Genomic DNA, 23,121 nt, shown 5'->3' with positions numbered 1-23,121 from the left:
AATAAGGTGAGCCAATATTTTTTCTACGCCATTGGTGAAATAATATTGGTGGTCATTGGTATTCTTATTGCGCTTTATATAAATAATAACAATGAAAAAAGAATAAATAAAGAAAAAATTACAGCTATCCTTAAAGAGATTCAGGTAGATTTGGTTACAGATATTACAGAATCAATTAATTTATTTGATAGGTTTAAAAGAATCGATTCAATTCAGGATTTAATTTTAAATAATAAATATACTTATGAAGATTATATGTCTTGGAAAGTTCAATTTATAGATCTGTATTATGATAGTCATGAGGTACAAACAAATGGTTATGATAATTTGATGCAAAATATCGATAATGTTTCTGAAGAACATAAAGACTTACTTAAAGAATTAAAACATTTGTATGTTATTGACAAAAGTGATTTAGATGTATCCAATAGAAGAATTCAAAACACAGTATACGAAAATGTTGATAGTTATTATAGTAAAAAATGGGCACAACAACTCAATTTAGGAAATTGGACTGATGAGGCCATTGATTATTATCTTAACGATTTAAGTCATAAAAATCAGATCCTTTCTTACATGAATGATTATAGATGGGTATTTAGGCGAAGTCAACGATTTAGGATTGATGCAATCAATTCATATAAAGCTATTGCTAAAATTGTTAAAAATGAAGATTCTATTCCAGACGTTGTGAGTTACATAACTAACGATTCAACACTTCTAAATAAAATTGAAGGCAATTATAGTTTGAAGAAAAGTAACGCAAATTGGCCAAAGAACCTAGAAATAACTAGTAAAGATGGTCTCTTAATAATAAGTTCTGAAAAATTTTCAAATGCAAAATATTATTTCATAAAAAATAGATTGTTTTATTATAATGATATCATTTTCGATTTTGAAAATATCGAATCAGGTGAGCTCTCAATGAGTCAAAACATAAATGGCAAAGCAATCTATACCAAAAATGGATTTAAAACTGATTTGCATTAAGTGAACCTAAAAACAAGGCACACACAACTTATCAAAACCGAAGCCAAACGCCTCGGTTTTTTGTCTTGTGGAATAAGTAAAGCACAGTTTTTAGAAGAAGAAGCCCCAAGGTTAGAAAAATGGCTAAACAACAATATGCACGGTGAAATGCATTACATGGAAAATCATTTTGATAAACGACTCGATCCAACCAAATTGGTTGAAGGTTCTAAAAGTGTTATTTCGTTATTGTTAAATTATTATCCTGAAGAAAAGCAAAACGTTAATAGTTTTAAGATTTCCAAATATGCTTACGGAACAGATTATCATTTTGTGATTAAAGACAAACTCAAATCACTTCTTAATTTTATACAAGAAGAAATTGGCGAGGTTGATGGACGCGCATTTGTGGATTCTGCACCGGTTTTAGATAAAGCTTGGGCAGCCAAGAGTGGTTTAGGCTGGATAGGGAAAAACAGTAATTTATTAACCCAGCAAGTAGGCTCGTTTTATTTTATTGCAGAATTAATTGTTGATATTGATTTGGAATACGATTTACCAACTACAGACCATTGTGGAACCTGTACCAAATGTATAGATGCTTGTCCAACACAAGCCATTACAGAGCCATATGTTGTTGATGGAAGTAAATGCATTTCTTATTTTACCATTGAATTAAAAGAAAACATTCCATCAGAATTTAAAGGACAGTTTGACGATTGGATGTTTGGTTGTGATGTGTGTCAAGATGTTTGTCCTTGGAATCGATTTTCAAAACCACATAATGAACCTTTATTCAATCCGAATCCAGAGTTACTTTCAATGTCCAAAAAAGATTGGGAAGAAATTACCGAGGATGTTTTTATGAAAATATTTAAAAATTCTGCTGTTAAGCGAACTAAATTTTCAGGATTGATTGGAAATATTGATTTTTTAAAGCAAGAAAAACCTTAATCTATATTTTTAGTAGATTCTCTTTTTACAATGGCTGTTTCAAGTTCAATTATTTTTGGGGCTATTGTTTTGTTACTTTTCTTCTTATTCATTTCTTTAAAAAGTTGTTTGAATGCCGTTTTCCCCATTAAGTAACCAGGTTGATCTATTGTAGTTAAAGTAGGTGATATCACAGAAGACATAAACCAATTACTAAACCCTACTATGGCAATATCATCGGGGATTTTTACACCTTGTTTATTAAATTCACTCATAGCTCCAATAGCAACTAAATCAGTATTAATAAAAATACCATCTACATCATTATGATCTTTTAATAGCTGTTTTGCACTATTTTTCCCTTCTTCAAAGCTTTTATCTCCGCATTGACATATATAAACTAAACTTGGATCGTATGGCATATTATTATCAAGTAATGCTTTTTTATAACCAAGAAATCTATCAATTGAATTTTGTGGTAAAAGAGGACCCCTAAAATGGGCAATACGTTTACAACCCGTATCTATTAAATGTTTTGTTGCCGTATAAGCTGCTTGTCTATCATTTATTATGACTTTTGAGCATTTTACAATTTTGGCAATTTTATCAAACATAACTAAAGGTTTGTCTTGTGCAATCACTTCATTTAAATGATTAAAGTTAGCTGTGCCATTTGCTATGGAAATTAGAATACCGTCTACACGTTGTCGTAGCAATAAATCTATTTGTTTTTTTTCTAATTCATAGGATTCATTAGATTGTAAAATAATCACTAAATATCCTTTTTTTTCGGCTTGAGAAACAATCCCTTTTATAACACTAGAGAAAAAGTGGTGTACAATTACAGGAATTATTAATCCTATGGTTTTAGATTCCTTGGTTCTTAAATTAACAGCAAAAGCATTGGGTTTATAGTTTAGGGTTTTTGCTAATTCTTTTACGAGGCCTTTTGTTTTTTTACTTACATCTGGATAATCTTTTAAAGCTTTTGACACAGTTGTAACCGAAATGTTTAAGTGCTCTGCTATTTGTTTTAATGTAATAGGTTTCATAAAATGATTTAATTCTAAAAGATAAATATACATAAAAACTTAAAAACGAAAACGTTTTCGTTTAAATCGAAAACGTTTTCGTTACGAAAAAAATATTTTCACTAGCTCTAAAATGTACATTGCTCAATAATTAAGCTAAAATATTATTAAATTAACTAAACTTTAATGCAAAATGGATTCAACAAAAACTATGTGGAGCGTTTTATTTCTGTTGTTATTTTCTGTAACAACGTTGGTCGCTCAATCAACTATTACTGGAACTGTTAATGATCAAAATGGTGTGCCTATTGGAGGTGTAAACATTATTTTAGATGGAACTACTAAAGGAGCAGTGTCTGACTTTGATGGAAATTATTCTATTGCTAATGTAGAAAATGGGACTTATACATTAATAGCAACATTTATTGGTTACAAAACCTTTACAAGAACTGTTGAGGCTCAAGGGAGTAATATTACATTAGACTTTATAATGGCTGAAGATGCAGCATCTTTAGACGAAGTTATTGTTACTGGTGTTGTAAACCCTAAATCTAAAATAGAATCAAGTGTATCTGTCTCTACTATGGATGTTAAGCTTATTGAGCAAGCTGCGCCAAGAAGTGCAGGTGAACTTTTTAGAAACATACCAGGTATTCGTGCTGAATCTTCAGGCGGTGAGGGTAATGCGAATTTTAATGTTCGTGGGGTGCCAATTTCTTCAGGTGGTTCAAGATATTTTCAAATTCAAGAAGATGGTTTGCCATTAAACTTATTTGGAGATACTTCTTTTGGGAATTCTGACAACTTTTTACGTATTGATTCAAACATTGGAAGAGTCGAGGCTATTAGAGGTGGTTCTGCTTCTACTCAAACGTCTAACGGTCCTGCAGGAATTATTAACATGATTAGCAAAACGGGTCAAACAGAAGGAGGTTCTATAGGAGCGACTTATGGTTTAGATTATCAAACTAGTAGATTAGATTTTGAATATGGTACACCAATAGGTGAAGGATTATCATATCATATTGGAGGATTCATGAGATCTGGTGAGGGGCCAAGAGAAATTGGTTACCAAGGAAACAAAGGAGGCCAACTAAAAGCAAATCTTACTAAAAGATTTAAGAATGGTTATGTTCGAACATTTTTCAAGTTTTTAAATGATAAATCGGTAATGTATTTACCAATGCCAATGTTATTAGAAGGTGATAATTCAAACCCAACATTTTCAAACTTACCTGGGTTTGATATTACTGGTGATGCTGTGCAGTCTGCATACCTTCAACAAAGTGCAGGAACATCTCCTTTTGATGGAGGCGGAACTCATGTAAACGATGTTAGAAATGGTAATAATCCTGTTTCAACAGCTGTTGGTGCTGAGTTTTCTTTTGATTTAGGTGATGATTGGAAAGTAAATGGTAAAGCTAGATATTCAAAAAACAGTGGAGAATGGGTTGCTCCGTTTACAGCTGCTGTTGGTACAGTTTCAGAAATAGAAACAATAGCTAGAGATGCTTCAAATGCAACAGGCCCCCTTGTGTATGCTAATGGTTCTAGAGAAGCTTTTAATCCATCAAATGGACTAGCTCAAATTATACACATGTTTGATGTTACAGTCGATGATTTAAGTAACTTTTTTAGTGATATTAAAGTGTCTAAGAAAGTAAGTGATAATGTAGGTATTACGGCGGGGTTATTTAGTGCTACTCAAAACACAAAAATTGGATGGCAATGGAACTCTTTTATCTCTGAAGTTAAAGGAGGCGGACAAGCTAGGTTAGCAGATTTTGATGGTTTTTCTAGAAATGGTCAATTCTCTTACGGAACACCTGTTTGGGGTAACTGTTGTCAACGTAAATACAATACAGTACATAATGTAAATTCGCCTTACGTTGGTGTAGATGCAGATATTACAGAAAAATTAAACTTTGATGGAAGTATACGTTTTGAAAATGTTAAAGTAAATGGTAATATTCAAGCTGGTCCTACTAGTCAGGGGAATTATGATTATGATGGAGATGGTGTAATACAAGGCATTGAAGAAGTTGTGCCTGTTATTGCTGGTAATGCAGGTCAAATTGTAAATGATGATTACAACTTTGTATCGTATTCTGCGGGTCTTAACTACAAATTGAATGCAGGTTCAGCAGTGTTTGCAAGATATAGCTCAGGTGCTTCAGGAAGAGCTGCTGATAGAAATACTTACGGAATAAATGGAAAGGCAGATGTGCAATATGACGAAGTTTCTCAGTTTGAAGTTGGTTACAAAAAAAGATTAAAAAACGGAGTTCTTAACTTAACTGGATTTATGAGTAATACAGATGAAGGATTGAGCAATGAGTTAAACAGATCTGTGGGTAATCCTTTTAAAGCATTAGGTTTAGAAGCAGAAACAGCTTTGGCTTTTGGAAAAGATTTCTCTTTTAATGGTTCTTTTACTTGGACAAAAGCAGAAATTGATGGTGGAGCCAATAAAGGTAACACACCAAGAAGACAAGCAGATTTAGTTTACAATCTGTCTCCATCTTATAATTTTGGTAAGAATAGTCAGCATAGTTTAGCTTTAAGTGTTTTAGGAACATCTAAATCGTATGCTCAAGATGATAATCAATTAGTTATGCCAGCATATGCATACTTTAATTTAATTGGAAGAGCTGGTTTAACAGACGGTCTTTCTTTAGTATTAAGTATAAACAATATTTTCGATACCGTTGGCATTACAGAAGTTGAAGGTAATGGAGATGGAGCATTTGGAACAAATCGTTTAGTAAGAGCAAGATCTATTAGTGGTCGTTCTTCAACAATATCACTTCAATATAAATTTTAAGTGTTTAATAGCAAATAGTTTGTTTGGTTTTTAAGTAAAAAAAAAGGGTTGATGTTTTGTCAACATGATGTCAACTCTTTTTCTTTAAATTTATTCTATCATGAAATACTTTACATTGTCTTTTTTCTTAATATCTCTAAACGCCAATATATTTCAAGAAAAGAAAACTATTATTGTTTATGGCAGTGATACGTGCCACTATTGTATAGATACAAAAGCATATTTAAAAGAAAAAAAGGTTGCGTTTATTTATTTTGATGTAGATGTAAATTTAGAAAAGCAGCAGGAAATGATAGCTAAACTTCAAAAAGCAAAGATTGATATTTCTAGTTTGAGTTTGCCTGTCATTGATAAGAAAGGTGAAATATTTACAAATGGTGAAGATTTCGATAAATTTCTTAAAAGAATTATTCAATAAAATTAAAACAAGCAGTTATGTTGACCAAACCTAGATTAAGTTTTTGGCAAATTTTTAATATGAATGTAGGGTTCTTAGGAATTCAATTCAGTTTTGGTTTACAGCAAACGGCTGTTAATCCTATATTTTCATTCCTAGGGGCACATCATGAAGATTTACCTCTTTTAAATTTAGCTGGTCCTGTTACGGGTTTAATTATTCAGCCTATAATAGGTGCTATTTCAGATAAAACATGGTCTCCTCGTTGGGGAAGAAGGAAACCTTTTTTTATGATTGGAGCGTTAATTGGAAGTTTGTGTTTGTTTGCATTTCCATTTAGTCCAACTCTTTGGTTTGCTGTTGGATTATTATGGATTTTGGATGTAGGTAATAATATGGCTATGGAGCCTTATCGCGCTTTTGTAGGTGATAAATTACCAAGTAAACAATTAAGTTTTGGTTATCAAATGCAAAGTTTGTTTGTTGGTGCAGGTATTGTTCTGGCTAATGCCTCTATTTTTCTTTTTCAAGATTGGTTTGGAGGTACAGAAACGGTCAACGAAGCAGTAAGTGCTATTCCTAAATGGTTGTATTACTCATTCTTCATTGGAGCTATTTTATCGGTTTCAACCATTTTATGGTCGGTTTTGAAGACTCCTGAAATCCCCCCTACAGATGAAGAATTAGAAGATATAAAAAAACACAATGCTTTACCGTTTTTCGACAGGATAAAAACACCATTTATTGAAATTGTCCAAGCAATAAAGGATATGCCTAAGTTTATGTGGAAATTATCTGTTGTATATCTCTTTCAATGGTATGCCTTATTTGTTTATTGGCAGTTTGTCGCTCCCATGTTTGAAGAAACGATGGGTTTTGATAAATCACAGGCATTAAGTCAAGCTGCAAAAATGAATACAACATACAACCTTTCTACAATCATTTTTGCATTGGCATTAGTACCATTAGCATTAAAATTTGGAGGCAAAAAGGTATATGTGTGTAGTTTATTTATTACAGGGATTGCCATGCTTTCTATACCATATATACAAGACCCATTTTTGGTTATTATACCTATGGTTTTGTTTGGCATAGGTTGGGCAGCGATGATGGGTATTCCATATTCTATGGTCTCTAAAATAGTCCCTCAGCAACGACGTGGGGTTTACATGGGTATATTAAATATGATGATTGTTATTCCAATGGGTATCCAAACGCTTAGTTTCGGGCCTATTGTGAAAAATCTTTTAAATAATAGTGCCATTAATGCCATTTTGTTTGGAGGCGCATTTTTTGTTATAGCAGGTGTGTTGGCATTACGGCTTAAGGAGCCTAAATCTTTACAGTTAGAAGAAGATGTTGTTGCTGTAAGTGGTGGTCACTAACTAACGAGATATAGCTTAAATTAAGATTAGATAAATTAAGAAATGAATTAGTTTTGAAAAATAATGTTAAAAATATAGACGTTCTATGTGTTGGTGAAGTGCTTGTTGACTTCATTGGACATCAATCTGGTGTTCAAATTAACAACACAAGAGATTATCACAGGTATTTAGGAGGTTCGCCTACAAATGTGGCCATGAATTCAGCTAGATTAGGATTGAAATCCGTTATGGTTGCTACGGTTGGTAAAGATGGCTTTGGAGAATATATATTTGAAAGACTTGAAGAAGTAGGAGTAAACACTAATTTTATCAAGCAAATTGATGACCACCATACAAGTGTTATTTTTGTTTCAAGAACAGATAGTACTCCAGATTTTATCCCGTTTCGTGAAGCCGATTATTGTATTTCTGAAGATCAAATTTCAAAAGAAACATTGTTAAATACCAATATTTACCATACAACCTGTTTTGCGTTGAGTAAAAATCCGGCACAATCTACTATTTTAAAAAAGGCTGAAGAAGCTTATAATTTAGGATGTAAATTAAGCATTGATATAAATTATGCTAAAAAATTGTGGAAAAGTAAAGAAGAAGCGCTTAGCGTAATTAAAGCGTATTGCAAATTTAATCCGTTAGTAAAGATTAGTGAAGACGATATGTTACGTCTTTTTGAAAAGCAGTTACCTCATGAAGATATCTTTGAGTTTTTTCACGCATTAGGTGTCGATACAGTTTGCATTACCTTAGGAAGTAAAGGTGTTAAGCTGTTTCAAACAGGAAAGCAAATTATTCAGTTGCCAGCCATAAAAATAGACGTAGTACAAGATGCAACTGGAGCAGGTGATGCGTTCTGGTCGGGGTTTTTATTCGCTTACATAAAAGAAAAACCTATTGAAAAGTGTTTAGAAGTAGCTTTACAATTAGCAGCCTTAAAACTTCAAAATGTAGGTAGATTACCAGATAACATTAATATATTATCAGAACTTCTGTAAAGTGCCAAAATAATGTCAAAAGAAAATAAAATAGGTAGTGGTGTAATGCTTAACGCATATCCTGATAGTATTGGTAGCAATTTGAGTGGCATAATAACTATGTTACAAACACCAGAATTCAAAGAGGTGTTTTCTTTGTTTTATGTATTACCAACTTTTTTCAATAGCGATTTAGATAGAGGGTTTTCGATTATAGATTATAATCTAAATAAAGAATTAGTTTCAGATGCTGATTTAATAGCATTAGATGAACTCAATATTCAATTAAAATTCGATATTGTTTTAAATCATTTGTCAGTTGCGTCACCTCAATTTAAAGATATATTGAAGCTTGGAGACCATTCAAAATACAAAGATTTTTTTATTAATTGGAATACCTTTTGGGAAGGTAATGGTACTATGGGAGATGATGGTGTCATTATTCCCAAAAAAGAATTTCTAAATAAATTATTCATGAGAAAATCGGGACTTCCCGTATTAAAAGTCCTTTTTCCAGATGGTACAGAAAAACCATATTGGAATACATTTTATCAGCAAATCATTTATAATAAGATAAGTATTAATGATTTAAATAAAGTTGAGGGGTTAACTTTAGATAAAGCTGAACAGATTTGTAAAAAAATTAATTCGGCTATTCAAGAGAATAAAGATTTTACAACTATCAATTTTGAAGATTGCAATCAGTACAAAAATGAAATCATAACAATTGTAAACCAGAATCGCACATATTTAGGGCAAATGGATGTAAATGCTAACTCGTCATTAGTATGGGATTTTTATGAAGAAACTTTAAAAAAATTAAGCAAATATGGTTGTAAAATTTTACGACTAGATGCCTTTGCTTACTTGCATAAAGAAATTGGTCAGTCTAACTTTTTTAATAAACCAGGAACTTGGGATTATTTAGACCGGATCAAACAAATAGCTCAAAAGAATAATTTACTGCTTTTACCCGAAATCCATGCAGAATATGGCTTGCATTTACATGATGAGGTAGCAAACAAAGGCTATCAAATTTATGATTTTTTCTTACCAGGGTTAACTATTCATACCATTGAAAACAGAAATAGTAAAGCACTTTTATCTTGGGCAAAAGAAATTATCAACAAAGGTTATAAAACAGTTAATATGCTTGGTTGCCATGATGGGATACCAGTATTAGATTTAAAAGGTAAAGAAGTTAATGGTACGTATAATAAAGGTTTATTAGAAGATGATGAGATTGAATATGTTATGAATAAAATACTGGAACGTGGTGGTCGTGTAAAAAATCTTTATGATCCATCAGGTAAAAAGATTTCTTATTATCAAGTTAATGCAACATTCTTTAGTGCATTAGGCGAAAGTGAACAGAAACTTTTATTAGCTAGAGCCATTCAAATGTTTATACCTGGTATTCCACAAGTATGGTATTTGGATATTTTTGCGGGAAAAAATAATTATAAAGCAGCTGATAAAGAGGGAAGTGCAGGTCATAAAGAGATTAATCGAACAAATTTAACCATACAAGAAGTAAAAGATAGTGTTAATAGAGATGTAGTTATAAATCAACTTGAAATTATTAGGTTAAGAAACACATCAAAAGCCTTTTTAGGTCATGTAAAAATTAATGACACTTCTGATAGGGAGATAGACATTGTTTGGAAAAATAAAGAACATGTGGCACAATTAAAAGTTAATCTTCAAACACATACTTTTAACATAGTATATACCCAAGATGGAATAGAGAAAACAATGTACTTTTAATAAAATTCAACTTAAATTATTAAAGTATTTTCGGTTTTATATATTTAAAAACATTTTAACTTAAAAAGAAACATCAATTTCATAAAAGATTGATTGTTTCCGTAGTGAGATTCTTATCTTTGTTATTCCGATTTTTTAAATAAAAATAAAATGAGTAAGCAAAGCAAAAGGAGAGAAGCACTTGTATATCATGCAAAACCAACTCCAGGGAAGATTAAAGTTGTTCCAACCAAAAAATATGCAACACAAAGAGATTTATCACTAGCCTATTCACCAGGTGTTGCAGAACCTTGCTTAGAAATAGAAAAAGACATAAATAATGTTTATAAATATACAGCTAAGGGAAACTTAGTTGCTGTGATTTCAAATGGTACTGCTGTTTTAGGTTTAGGAAATATAGGACCTGAAGCCTCTAAACCAGTTATGGAAGGTAAAGGTTTATTGTTCAAGATTTTCGCCGATATTGATGTGTTTGATATTGAAGTTGGAACAGAAGATATTGAAGAATTTATTCAAACAGTTAAAAATATAGCACCTACTTTTGGAGGTATTAACTTAGAAGATATTAAAGCACCTGAAGCTTTTGAAATAGAAAGACGCTTAAAGGAAGAACTGGATATACCATTAATGCATGATGACCAACATGGAACGGCTATTATATCTGCAGCTGCCTTGTTAAATGCATTAGAACTTTCAAAAAAGAAAATCGAAAAAGTTAAAATAGTTATTAATGGTGCCGGTGCTGCAGCCATTTCATGTACACGTTTATATCAAGCTTTTGGGGCAAAACGTGAAAATATTGTAATGCTGGATAGTAAAGGTGTTATTAGAAACGACCGTGACAATTTAACCTCAGAAAAAGCTGAATTTTCTACAGGAAGAAACATTCATACATTAGAAGAAGCCATGAAAGGTGCCGATGTATTCATTGGTTTATCAAAAGCTGATACTGTATTGCCAGAAATGTTAGTGTCAATGGCAAAAAACCCCATTGTGTTTGCCATGGCAAATCCCGATCCAGAAATTGCTTATGATGTTGCTATAGCAACCCGTAAGGATATCATTATGGCAACGGGAAGAAGTGATCATCCTAATCAAGTGAATAATGTCCTTGGATTCCCATATATTTTTAGAGGAGCGTTAGATGTTAGAGCAACAAAAATAAATGAAACCATGAAAATGGCAGCTGTTAAAGCATTAGCCAAATTAGCCAAAGAACACGTGCCGGAACAGGTTAATATTGCCTATGGTGAAACAAAACTAACGTTTGGCAAAGATTATATAATTCCAAAACCTTTTGATCCACGTTTAATAGCTGAAGTGCCTCCTGCAGTTGCCAAAGCGGCTATGGAAAGTGGAGTTGCTAAAGAACATATAACAGATTGGGATAAATACAGGGAATCTCTTCTTGAAAGAATGGGTTCTGACAATAAAATTGTTAGATTATTATTTAACAGAGCTAAATTGAACCCTAAACGGGTTGTTTTTGCAGAAGGAGACCAATTATCTGTTCTTAAAGCGGCGCAAATTGTTTATGATGAAGGTATAGCTAAACCAATTCTATTAGGAAGAAGAGAGACTATAAAACGTTTGATGACCGAAATTGAATTTGATCCTGAAGACGTGATTATTATAGATCCAAAATCTGAAAAAGAAGATGCCAGAAAAAACAAGTATGCTAAAGTGTATTGGCAACAACGTAAACGTAGAGGTGTTACTTATTATGCAGCTCAAAGGCTGATGAGAGAGCGTAACTATTTTGCCGCAATGATGGTTAATGAAGGTGATGCAGACGCTTTAATATCTGGATATTCTAGAAATTATCCTTCAGTTGTAAAACCTATGCTAGAGCTTATAGGTTTGGCGCCAGGTGCTACTAGAGTTGCAACAACAAATATCATGATGACCAAACGTGGCCCTATGTTTTTAAGTGATACTTCTATAAACATAGATCCTTCGGCAAAAGACTTAGCGAAAATTGCTCAAATGACTTCTAAAGTGATAAAAATGTTTGGTATGGAAGCGGTTATGGCTATGATTTCGTTTTCGAACTTTGGGTCTTCTAATAATGAAAGAGCTTCAAAAGTAAGGGATGCTGTTTCGTTTTTACACCGTCATTATCCAGATATGATTGTTGATGGTGAATTACAAACAGATTTTGCTTTGAATGATGAAATGCTTAGAGAACGTTTTCCGTTTTCAAAACTTGTTGGAAAAAAGGTTAATGCTTTAATTTTCCCTAATCTTGATTCAGCAAATATTACATATAAGCTTTTAAAAGAATTAAATGAAGCGGAGTCCATTGGGCCTATCATGATGGGAATGCGCAAACCAGTGCATATTCTTCAATTGGGAGCTAGTGTTGATGAAATTGTAAATATGACTGCTGTTGCAGTTGTTGATGCTCAGAATAAGGAAAAGTGGGAACAAGAAAAGGCTAAGGCTAAGTAATTCAAATTGCCAATTATTTTATTACATTTGAAAGGCAAACTAACTTTTTTAAATGATAACACATATTCAAGGGAAACTTATTGAGAAAAATCCAACAGATGTAGTTATTGATTGTAATGGTGTTGGCTATTTTATCAGTATTTCACTTTATACGTTTTCTCAGATACCAGATAAAGAGCATTTAAAATTATATACGCATTTACAGGTTAAAGAAGATTCTCACTCACTTTATGGGTTTTCTTCATTAGCAGAGCGCGAAATTTTTAGACTTTTAATTTCTGTGAGCGGTATAGGAGCCAATATTGCTCGTACAATGTTATCATCATTAACACCTAAACAAGTAAGAGAAGGAATTGCAACTAGCGATGTCGCTTTAATACAATCCATCAAAGGAATTGGAGCGAAAACAGCACAGCGTGTAATTATAGATTTAAAAGACAAGATTTTAAAAATCTATGATATTGATGAAGTTTCTGTTTCAAAAGGCAATACCAATAAAGATGAGGCGTTATCTGCTTTAGAAGTTCTTGGGTTTGTTAAAAAACAAGCGGAACGTGTTGTTGACAAAATTGTGATGTCGCAACCAGAAGCCAGTGTTGAAACTATTATTAAGCAAGCTTTAAAAAATTTATAATTGATTTTGAATACTACCAAACCAGCATCCTATAAATTAATTAATAAATACTTATTATTAACTCTTTCTTTACTTTTTTCATTTGCGGTTTGGTCACAAGAACCAGCACAAGATTCTACAGCTACTGGATTTCAATTAGGAAAACTTAATATTCCAAATCCTAATAGTATTGTGTCTAAATACACATACGACCCAATTACAGATAGATATATTTACACTGAAAAAGTTGGAAGTTTTAATATCAATTATCCAATAATTTTAACACCGAAAGAATTTCAGGCATTAGTTGATAAGGAGAATTTAAGGTCTTATTACAAACAGAAAATTGATGCTTTTGATGGCAAAAAAGATGGAGCTAAAGATGAGCAAAAAAATTTACTGCCAGGGTTTTATGTAAAATCAGATCTTTTTGAAAGTATCTTTGGAGGTAATAATATTGATGTTATTCCTCAAGGTTCGGTTGAAATGGATTTGGGGGTGCTTTTTTCCAAACAAGATAATCCATCGTTTTCACCAAGAAATAGAAGTAATTTCACTTTTGATTTTGATCAGCGTATTAGCTTAAGTTTATTAGGAAAAGTTGGAACACGTCTTCAAGTTACAGCAAATTATGATACACAATCAACCTTTGATTTTCAAAATTTAATAAAATTAGAATATACACCTACTGAAGATGATATCATTCAAAAAATTGAAGTAGGTAATGTAAGTATGCCTTTAAACAGTTCTTTAATTACTGGAGCACAAAGTTTATTTGGTGTAAAAGCACAATTGCAATTTGGAAAGACAACGGTAACAGGAGTTTTTTCTGAACAAAAATCACAAGCTAGTACTGTGGTTGCTCAAGGTGGTGGCACTTTACAAGAGTTTGAATTGTTCATCAGAGATTATGATGAAAACAGGCATTTCTTCTTATCACAATATTTTAGAGATACTTACGACAAGGCTTTAGCAAACTATCCCTTTTTAAATAATGGAGGATTACAAATAACAAGAATAGAAGTTTGGGTAACAAACAGAAGCAATAGAACAGACAATATTAGAAATATTGTAGCTTTTCAAGACTTAGGAGAATCAGACGTTATTGGTTTGCAAACACCTCCGGCAGGATTTGTAAATGCTGGTTTTGGAACCTATCCAAATAATGCGAATAACGATTTTGACCCTACAAACATAGGTGGTGGAGGTTCTCAACTTACAAATGCAATTCGTGATGTAGCAACCGTACAATCAGGTATTTTAGTTTCAAACGTAAAGGAAGGGTTTGATTATGCAAAATTAGAGAATGCTAGAAAATTAATTGAAGGACAGGAATTTATACTTAATAAAGACCTAGGATATATCTCGTTAAACCAGCGTTTAAATAATGATGAGGTTTTGGCAGTATCATTTCAATTTACTGTTGGCGGACAAGTATATCAAGTTGGTGAATTTGCAAACGATGGAGTTGATGCAACTAATGTTACTACAAATACTTCGGGTCAAGTAACATCTGTGGTAAATAGTAATTTAGTGTTAAAGCTTTTAAAAAGCAGTATTACAAATGTAAATCAGCCAGTTTGGAATTTGATGATGAAAAACATTTATGATACAGGTGCATATCAATTAAGTCAAGATGATTTCAAATTAAACATTTTTTATAATGAAGCATCACCTTTAAATTATATTACACCAGTAAGCGGAACACCATTTCCAACACCAGGACCTAACCAAGATGCTTTACAAGAAACGCCATTGTTACGGGTATTTAATTTAGATAAATTAAATTTCAATAATGACCCGCAAACCAATGGAGATGGTTTTTTTGATTTTGTTCCAGGAATTACAGTTATTCCTCAAAACGGAAAAATAATCTTTACAAGTGCAGAACCTTTTGGTAAATATTTATTTAATAAATTATCGCTTAACAGTAGTGAAGATTATAATAATAATGCTACCTATAACGACAACCAGAAAAAATACGTTTATGATGTGCTTTATAAAAGCACAAAAACTGCAGCTTTAGAAGCCATTGAAAAAAATAAATTTAAATTAAAAGGACGATATAAATCAGCAAGTGGTGATGGAATTCCAATAGGTGCTTATAATGTTCCTAGAGGTTCTGTTAAAGTAACCGCTGGGGGAAGAGTTTTGGTGGAGGGAATAGATTATACGGTTGATTATCAATTAGGTAGAGTGCAGATTTTAGATGCAGCACTTAAAGCATCAAATACACCAATTCAGGTAACTACTGAAAATAATGCCGTTTTTGGGCAACAAACAAAACGTTTTACAGGGTTAAATATTGAACATAAGTTTAATGAGAATTTTGTTTTAGGCGCCACCCTTTTAAACTTAAATGAGCGACCAATAACACAAAAAGCTAATTACGGTTCAGAACCTATAAATAACACCATTTTTGGTATTAATGGCAACTATGCTACAAAAGTGCCATTTTTAACCCGTTTAGTTAACAAACTGCCAAATATTGATACAGATGTAGAATCAAACCTATCTTTAAGAGGTGAGTTTGCCTATTTAGCTCCAGGGGCTCCAAAAGGAACTAATTTTAATGGTGAAGCTACTTCTTACATTGATGATTTTGAGGGTTCACAAAATGCCATCGACTTAAAGGCGCAACAGTCTTGGTTTTTATCAAGTAGACCAATTGGTCTTGGTGCGGCATCAAATCCTAATGAAGATGATAATGGAATTCAAAATGGATATCAAAGAGCTAGGTTAAACTGGTATACAATCGACCCTATTTTTTATAGTAGTCAAAGACCAAATGATGTGTCTGATGATGATATGTCCAGTTTATATACAAGCCGTGTATTTATAAAAGAACTTTTTCCTGAGCGCGATTTAGTTCAAGGACAAAACTCAGTCATTAACACTTTAGATTTAGCTTATTTTCCTTCAGAAAGAGGTCCATATAATTTTGATTCTAATGCTGCAAATGGAATAAGCAATCCAATTGAAAGTTGGGCGGGTATTACAAGACAATTAACATCAACAGATTTAGAACAGGCCAATGTTGAGTATATTGAATTTTGGCTGCAAGATCCATTTCAAGAAAATCCTTCAAATCCTGGTGGAAAATTAGTTTTCGACCTTGGAAATATTTCTGAAGACATTGTAAAAGATGGAAGGAAATTATATGAAAACGGGTTACCAAAAGACGGAAATAAATCATTACTTCCAGTTACAGCTTGGGGAACAGTTGTGCCTCAAAATCAATCTCTAATTTATGCCTTTGACACAACTGGACAAGAGCGAGTAAATCAAGATGTTGGTTATGATGGATATAGTGACGCTGAAGAAATTTCAAATTTTGGAGCTACTTTTGGTGATGACCCTTCAAATGATAACTACACCTATTTTTTAAATACTGATGGAGATATTTTTGAACGTTATAAAAAATATAATGGTATCGAAGGAAATACTCCGGACACGTTTACAAATACAGATAGAGCAGCCAATACACAACCTGATGTAGAAGACATCAATCGAGACAATACTATGAACACGATTGATAGTTATTTTGAATACGAACTTGATGTTAACAGACAAAATTTACCGGAAACTCAAGCAGAATTCGATAATTTATCGCCATCAAATCCATTAAAAGATTTTATAAAAGATTTTAAAATCAGACCAAGAGCATTACCAAATGGCAACAGTGTTGATGTAAGATGGTATCAAATAAGAGTTCCTGTTCATGGTAGTCATGTAAAAGCAGTAGGAGGGATTACAGATTTAAGATCGGTACGTTTTACAAGAATTTACCTAAAAGAATTTACGCAAAACACAGTGTTCCGTTTTGGAACCATTGATTTAGTAAGAAGTGATTGGAGGCGTTATACACTGGCATTAGATAAGAATGACCCAACTCCAGAAGACCCTCAAACAGATTTTACGGTTGGTGTTATTGGAACTATTGAAAATGAAGGCAGTTATCAAAGACCACCAGGTGTAGAACCAGAAGAATTATATAACAACAATACAGTTGTTGAACAAAACGAACAGTCATTGGTTGTAAATGTTTGTAATCTTGAAACAGAAGATTCTAAAGCAGTTTATAAAAATATCAATATTGATATGCGCCAATACAAACGTTTAAGAATGTTTATGCATGCTGAAGAAGTTGAAGCAGGTAGTTTATCAAACAATGATTTAGTTGGATTTATAAGAATGGGTAATGATTTAACCGAAAATTATTATCAAATAGAAATTCCGTTACAAGTATCTACGGGAATTTCAAGAGATGAGCTATGGCCCAAAGACAATGAAATAAATTTGCCACTTGATGTATTGGCTCAAATAAAGGCAATAGGAATTTCAGATGGAACCTTATCAAATGAAGACCCAACTTTTTATGATGTTATTAACGGTGAAGTTATTCCTGTCGTTGGTGATCAATATTCAAATTATGTAGCAGGACAACACAGAATTGCTGTTAAAGGAAATCCTAATTTTGGAGATATCAGAACTTTAATGGTTGGATTAAAAAATGGTTCAAACACAAGTGATGTTTGTGGTAGCGTTTGGTTTAACGAATTGCGTTTGTCTGATATGGATAATGAAGGTGGTTGGGCAGCCGTAGTAAGTATGGATGCCAACTTTGCTGATTTTATGAATATAAGTGCAACAGGCAGGCAAAGTACTTCTGGTTTTGGTTCGTTAGAACAAGGACCAAGTCAGCGTAGTCTTGAAGATGTGAAACAGTATGATGTTGTAACGAATGTTAATGTTGGACAATTATTACCAAAAAAATGGGGCATTCAAATACCATTTAATTATGGTCAAGGCGAAGAGTTAATTACACCTAAATATGATCAATATTATAAAGATCTAACTTTAGATTCAAGATTGGCTGCTGCTAATTCAAACGCTGAAAAAGAGCAAATTAAAGAACAATCTGAAGATTATACCAAAAGACAAAGTATTAATTTTATAGGGGTTAGAAAAAATAGGACTACTGAGAAAAAACCTCGTTTTTATGATGTGGAAAACCTTACGTTCAATTATTCCTATAATAAAGTGGAACATAGGGATTTTGAAATAGAAAAGTCTGTAAATAAAAATTTAAGAGCAGGAGCAAATTATGCTTATAATTTCAACCCAATAACTATTGAACCTTTTAAGAAAAATGATTCGTTGTTTACTGGGAAGTATTGGAAAATTTTAAAGGACTTTAATTTTAACTTATTACCAACAAGTTTTACGGTTAATACAGATATTAATAGACAGTTTAATAGTCAAAAGTTTAGAGATACAGAATTAGGTGGAAACAATATAGGTATAGAAGAATTATTCAGAAGAAACTACACGTTCGATTTTCAATACACCATCAATTTTAATTTAACTAAAGCTTTGCAGTTAAATTTTTCAGCTTCAAATAATAATATTGTAAGAAACTATTTTAAAGATGGAATTATTAATGGAGAGCAAGATCCAACACTAGATGTTTGGGACGGTTTTTTTGATTTTGGAGATCCTAACAGGCAGTTTCAACAATTAGGAATAACCTATGAATTGCCATTAAATAAAATTCCAACGTTCAGTTTTATTAATGCAACGTATCAATACAGTGGAGATTTTCAATGGCAAAAAGGATCTGATTTATATGGTAATTTAGAATTAGATGGGCAAACCTATGATTTAGGAAATACAATTCAAAATGCCAACACACACAATCTTAATACAACTTTAGATATGAACAAGTTGTATAAGTATATTGGCTTAACAAAAAAACCAATTTCGACGGTTAGGGCTAGAACAACAGGAACTCCTCCAGGAGTAAATGCAACAAACACAAATCAAGCAAAAAGCAAAAATAAAGGAACTACCAAATTATTAAATGCTGCCGTAGATATATTAACTGTTATTAAAAGAATCCAAGTTAATTATTCTGAAAATAACGGAACATTTTTACCAGGTTATTTGCAAACCCCAGGTTTTATAGGGACCACAAAACCTACTTTAGGATATACTTTTGGTAGCCAAAGTGATATTAGATATTTAGCTGCTCGAAATGGCTGGCTTACAGTTTTTCCAGAATTTAATCAACAATACACAGAAACCAATAGTAAACAACTTGATGTGTCTGCAAGTTTAGAACCAGTTAAAGATTTTAAAATTGACATTATTGGTAACAGAACATATTATGAAAACTACACTGAAAACTATAGGGTAAACAATGTTGGAGGAGAATATGAGTATGAATCATTAACCCCAAGTACATTTGGAAATTTTAATATTTCAACAATTTTAATCAAAACAGCATTTAGCACTAGTGATGAAACCATGTCTGAAGCATTTAACGACTTTAGATCAAACAGAATTAAAGTTGCCCAACGATTGGCTTTAGAAAAAGGAGTTGATTTAAATAATCCAGATAATATTGACGATAATGGTTATCCAAAAGGTTTTGGTAAAAACAGTCAAGCTGTTTTAATTCCATCATTTTTGGCTGCATATTCTGGTCAAGATGTAAGTAAGGTTAAAACTTCTGCATTCAGAGATGTACCAATACCTAACTGGGACATAAAGTATACTGGTTTTATGAAATATAACTGGTTTAAAAAGCGATTTAAACGTTTCTCTTTATCACATGGATATCGTTCAAACTATACCATAAACCAATTTAGATCAAACTTAGATTATAATAGTATAAATTATTCTGTAGATTATAATAATCAACCAAATAATGTTTTGGATCAATCTGGCAATTATAAAAATCAAACCTTGTTTAGTAATATTAACTTAACAGAAATGTTTAGTCCACTTATTCGAGTTGATTTTGAAATGAAAAACTCAGTTAAAATTTTAGCTGAAATTAAAAAAGACCGTTTATTGTCACTCAGTTTTGATAATAATTTAATGACAGAAATTCAAGGAAAAGAGTATGTTTTAGGTTTAGGTTATCGTATTAAAGATGTTAGAATAAAATCTAATTTAGCCGGACCTAAGAAACGAATTGTAAGTGATTTAAATATGAAGGCAGATGTTTCAGTAAGAGACAATAAAACCATTATAAGATATCTGGATTTAGAAAACAATCAAGTAACTTCAGGTCAAACTATTTGGGGATTAAAATATTCAGCAGATTATGCGTTTAGTAAAAATTTAACCGGTATTTTCTATTTTGATTATACATTCTCAGAATATGCCATTTCAACAGCATTTCCTCAAACAACAATTAGGTCTGGGTTTACTCTCAGATATAATTTCGGGAATTAACATACAAAGTATTTGAATTTAAGATTTGAATAAATACATTTGCCAAAAACTAATTTAAAAATAAAATGAACATTCCATCAGAATTAAAATATACTAAAGACCATGAATGGGTTAGTATTGAAGGTGATATAGCAACTGTAGGTATTACACATTTCGCTCAAGGAGAATTAGGCGATATCGTTTATGTTGAAGTTGAAACAGTAGATGAAACATTAGAGGCAGAAGAAATATTTGGTACTGTAGAAGCTGTTAAAACGGTTTCAGACTTGTTTTTGCCTATGTCTGGTGAAATTATTGAATTTAACAAAGTGTTGGAAGATGAACCTGAAAAGGTGAATTCAGATCCTTATGGAGATGGTTGGATGATTAAATTAAAATGTTCTGATATTTCACAGTTTGATGATCTTTTATCAGCTGAAGATTATAAAGTATTAATAGGTGCTTAAAACCTATTCTTTTTTACTTGTTATTTTATATTCAATTGCACTAACTGTAATTTGTTTAGTGAGAATTGAAGGTTTAAATGAAGCGGGAATCCCTTTTGCAGACAAAATATTTCACGTTTTATCCTATGTTGTTTTATCTTTTTTATGGTACATCACATTACGTAACAAGTTTAAATTAAGTAAATCAAAGTCCTTAATTTACGCCATTATTATATCCATTGTTTTTGGTATAATTATTGAGGTACTTCAAGGAACACTTACAGCATACAGGTCGGCAGACATCTATGATGTGTCGGCAAATAGCCTGGGAGTTATGTTAACGGCTGTTGTAATAGGAATTAAAAACAAATACTTATTAAAATAAATATAAAGGTTTGTTTTTTTGGTAAATAAATAGTTATTTTAGCAATCTACAAAAACAATTAAAAATGGAACTTAAGAAAAATCCTAAAGCAAATGTTGGGCGTAACAGTTCACTTTATTTCGCAATTGGTTTAGCTTTAATGTTGTTTCTTACAAATTATGCTATCAATTACAAGACTTATGATAAGTCAGCTATCGATATTGGGCAATTGAATTTAGACCAAGAGATAGAAGAAGAAATTCCAATTACTGAGCAACTTCAAACACCACCACCTCCACCACCTCCACCAGCAGCACCAGAACAGATTTCTGTAGTTGAGGATGAGGAAGAAGTTGTAGAAACGGTTATTGAATCTACGGAATCTAACCAAGAGCAAGAAATTGTTAAAGTAGAAGATGTTGCCGTTGAAGAGGTAGAAGAAGATATAGAAGTCCCTTTTGCAGTTATTGAAAATGTACCGGTATTTCCTGGATGCGAATCTGGAAATAATGATGCTAAGAAAAAATGTATGTCTGATAAAATATCTGCATTTGTAAATAAAAAATTCAATACAGAGTTAGCTAGTGAATTAGGTTTAACAGGAAGACAACGTATTAATGTTATTTTTAAAATCGACAAAACAGGAAACATCACAGGTATTCGTGCAAGAGCTCCACACCCAGGTTTAGAAAAAGAAGCTGCCAGAGTTATTGGTTTACTTCCTCAAATGAAGCCAGGTAAACAACGTGGTAAGCCAGTTACTGTTCCATATTCATTGCCAATTGTGTTCCAAGTACAAGAATAATTTTTCTCTGTTTTAAAACAGAATTCTATAAATATAAAATCCCGTTACAACTTTTGTAACGGGATTTCTTTTTTGGTATGCTTATTGTGATTTTATCATAATATTAACAATTAATCGAATTATATTATGAGAATTCCAAAGAAAAATCACGAGCTCATTCGCCAAAATGAGCAAAACGTGAAAAGATCGCAAAAGCACGATGCAAATTTACAAAAAAACTCAACGATGTACTTTCAAGTTGGGTTAATTGTAGTTTTATTGGTAGTCTATGGATTGTTTGAAATGAGGTTTGAAACAACAATTCCAAATTATTCTAATCCTATGCCACCAGATGAGCCACTTTATGTTTATGTTCCTGTAATTAAGTCAGAAGCACCATCAAAAGAAAAGCCTATTGAACAAAAGAAAAGTAAGAGCACAGATTTTAGAGGAGTTCCTGATGATGCTCCAATGAATCCTTTTGTTAAAGTTGATAATCAACCAACACCAACGGTGGACGTTAACCCTCCAATAGATTCTGAATCTATTAATGTTTTGCCTCCACCAATAGATGACGATGTTGATTTTATAAGAGTTGAGCAAGTGCCCATTTATCCTGGTTGTGAAAAGGCAAAGAATAATGATGAAAGAAGAGAATGTATGTCAGACAAGATAAACAAACTTGTTCAGAAGAAGTTTAATGGAAGTATAGCTTCAGATTATGGTTTAACTGGTCTGCAAAGAATCAATGTTGTTTTCAGAATTGATAAAACCGGGCATGTAACCGATGTTAAAACTCGAGCTCCACACCCAATATTACAAGATGAAGCAGAGCGAGTAATTAATTTTATTCCAGACATGCAACCTGGAAAGCAAAGAAACATCCCTGTTAGTGTGATTTATTCTTTGCCTATAGTTTTTAAGATTCAGAATTAAAAGACACAATTATAGTTTTTAAAAAA

15 protein-coding genes are annotated in these 23,121 nt (G+C 32.2%); 14 read left to right on the top strand and 1 reads right to left on the bottom strand.

The annotated features are described in order from the left end of the window. The first annotated feature begins 6 nt into the window (after positions 1 to 6). Entirely contained in the window at positions 7 to 990 is a 984-nt protein-coding gene (locus tag V8G69_RS06445; RefSeq protein ID WP_394881009.1) for a hypothetical protein, read from the top strand. Continuing rightward, positions 991 to 1,923: a tRNA epoxyqueuosine(34) reductase QueG gene (gene queG, locus V8G69_RS06440; protein WP_394881008.1), complete on the top strand. Its 933-nt coding sequence runs from the start codon at positions 991 to 993 to the stop codon at positions 1,921 to 1,923. Here queG and V8G69_RS06435 read toward each other — a convergent pair. Continuing rightward, positions 1,920 to 2,954: a LacI family DNA-binding transcriptional regulator gene (locus V8G69_RS06435; protein ID WP_394881007.1), complete on the bottom strand. Its 1,035-nt coding sequence runs from the start codon at positions 2,952 to 2,954 to the stop codon at positions 1,920 to 1,922. The two genes, queG and V8G69_RS06435, sit on opposite strands and share 4 nt — an antisense overlap. Positions 2,955 to 3,126: 172 nt before the next feature. Between V8G69_RS06435 and V8G69_RS06430 the strand changes: the two genes are divergently transcribed. The 12 genes from V8G69_RS06430 to V8G69_RS06375 all read left to right on the top strand — a co-directional run bounded on the left by V8G69_RS06430 (position 3,127) and on the right by V8G69_RS06375 (position 23,095). Beyond that, on the top strand, positions 3,127 to 5,757 hold the full coding sequence (locus tag V8G69_RS06430; protein ID WP_394881006.1) for a TonB-dependent receptor: 2,631 nt from the start codon (positions 3,127 to 3,129) through the stop codon (positions 5,755 to 5,757). A 100-nt stretch (positions 5,758 to 5,857) separates the two neighbouring features. Further along, positions 5,858 to 6,175, top strand: coding sequence for a glutaredoxin family protein (locus V8G69_RS06425; RefSeq protein WP_394881005.1), 318 nt, complete (start codon positions 5,858 to 5,860; stop codon positions 6,173 to 6,175). 17 nt (positions 6,176 to 6,192) lie between these two features. Next, positions 6,193 to 7,539: an MFS transporter gene (locus V8G69_RS06420; protein WP_394881004.1), complete on the top strand. Its 1,347-nt coding sequence runs from the start codon at positions 6,193 to 6,195 to the stop codon at positions 7,537 to 7,539. Between the two features lie 53 nt (positions 7,540 to 7,592). After that, positions 7,593 to 8,531 (top strand): carbohydrate kinase family protein, encoded by a 939-nt coding sequence (locus tag V8G69_RS06415; RefSeq protein WP_394881002.1) that lies wholly within the window; start codon positions 7,593 to 7,595, stop codon positions 8,529 to 8,531. 12 nt (positions 8,532 to 8,543) lie between these two features. Beyond that, positions 8,544 to 10,277: a glycosidase gene (locus tag V8G69_RS06410; protein WP_394881001.1), complete on the top strand. Its 1,734-nt coding sequence runs from the start codon at positions 8,544 to 8,546 to the stop codon at positions 10,275 to 10,277. A gap of 150 nt (positions 10,278 to 10,427) precedes the next feature. Further along, positions 10,428 to 12,728 carry an NADP-dependent malic enzyme gene (locus tag V8G69_RS06405; RefSeq protein ID WP_394881000.1) on the top strand — a complete coding sequence of 767 codons (2,301 nt, stop codon included), beginning with the start codon at positions 10,428 to 10,430 and terminating at the stop codon, positions 12,726 to 12,728. 52 nt (positions 12,729 to 12,780) lie between these two features. Next, entirely contained in the window at positions 12,781 to 13,362 is a 582-nt protein-coding gene (ruvA, locus tag V8G69_RS06400; RefSeq protein WP_394880999.1) for a Holliday junction branch migration protein RuvA, read from the top strand. A 6-nt stretch (positions 13,363 to 13,368) separates the two neighbouring features. Then, complete coding sequence (gene sprA / locus V8G69_RS06395) at positions 13,369 to 20,586, top strand: cell surface protein SprA (RefSeq protein ID WP_394880998.1); 7,218 nt, start codon at positions 13,369 to 13,371, stop codon at positions 20,584 to 20,586. 65 nt (positions 20,587 to 20,651) lie between these two features. After that, the gene (gene gcvH / locus V8G69_RS06390) at positions 20,652 to 21,032 is read left to right on the top strand and encodes a glycine cleavage system protein GcvH (RefSeq protein ID WP_394880997.1); all 381 of its coding nucleotides are present in this window, start codon (positions 20,652 to 20,654) and stop codon (positions 21,030 to 21,032) included. A 58-nt stretch (positions 21,033 to 21,090) separates the two neighbouring features. Then, complete coding sequence (locus V8G69_RS06385; RefSeq protein WP_394880996.1) at positions 21,091 to 21,396, top strand: VanZ family protein; 306 nt, start codon at positions 21,091 to 21,093, stop codon at positions 21,394 to 21,396. A 64-nt stretch (positions 21,397 to 21,460) separates the two neighbouring features. Further along, complete coding sequence (locus V8G69_RS06380; RefSeq protein WP_394880994.1) at positions 21,461 to 22,180, top strand: energy transducer TonB; 720 nt, start codon at positions 21,461 to 21,463, stop codon at positions 22,178 to 22,180. 126 nt (positions 22,181 to 22,306) lie between these two features. Next, positions 22,307 to 23,095, top strand: a complete 789-nt coding sequence (locus tag V8G69_RS06375) for an energy transducer TonB (RefSeq protein WP_394880993.1) — start codon at positions 22,307 to 22,309, stop codon at positions 23,093 to 23,095. The last annotated feature ends 26 nt before the right edge of the window (positions 23,096 to 23,121 follow it).

It is taken from the genome of Gaetbulibacter sp. M235 (genome assembly GCF_043876835.1).
Classification (GTDB): domain Bacteria; phylum Bacteroidota; class Bacteroidia; order Flavobacteriales; family Flavobacteriaceae; genus Yeosuana.
Note: the sequence above shows the minus strand (reverse complement) of the source record. Positions and strands in the feature narration are given on the sequence as shown.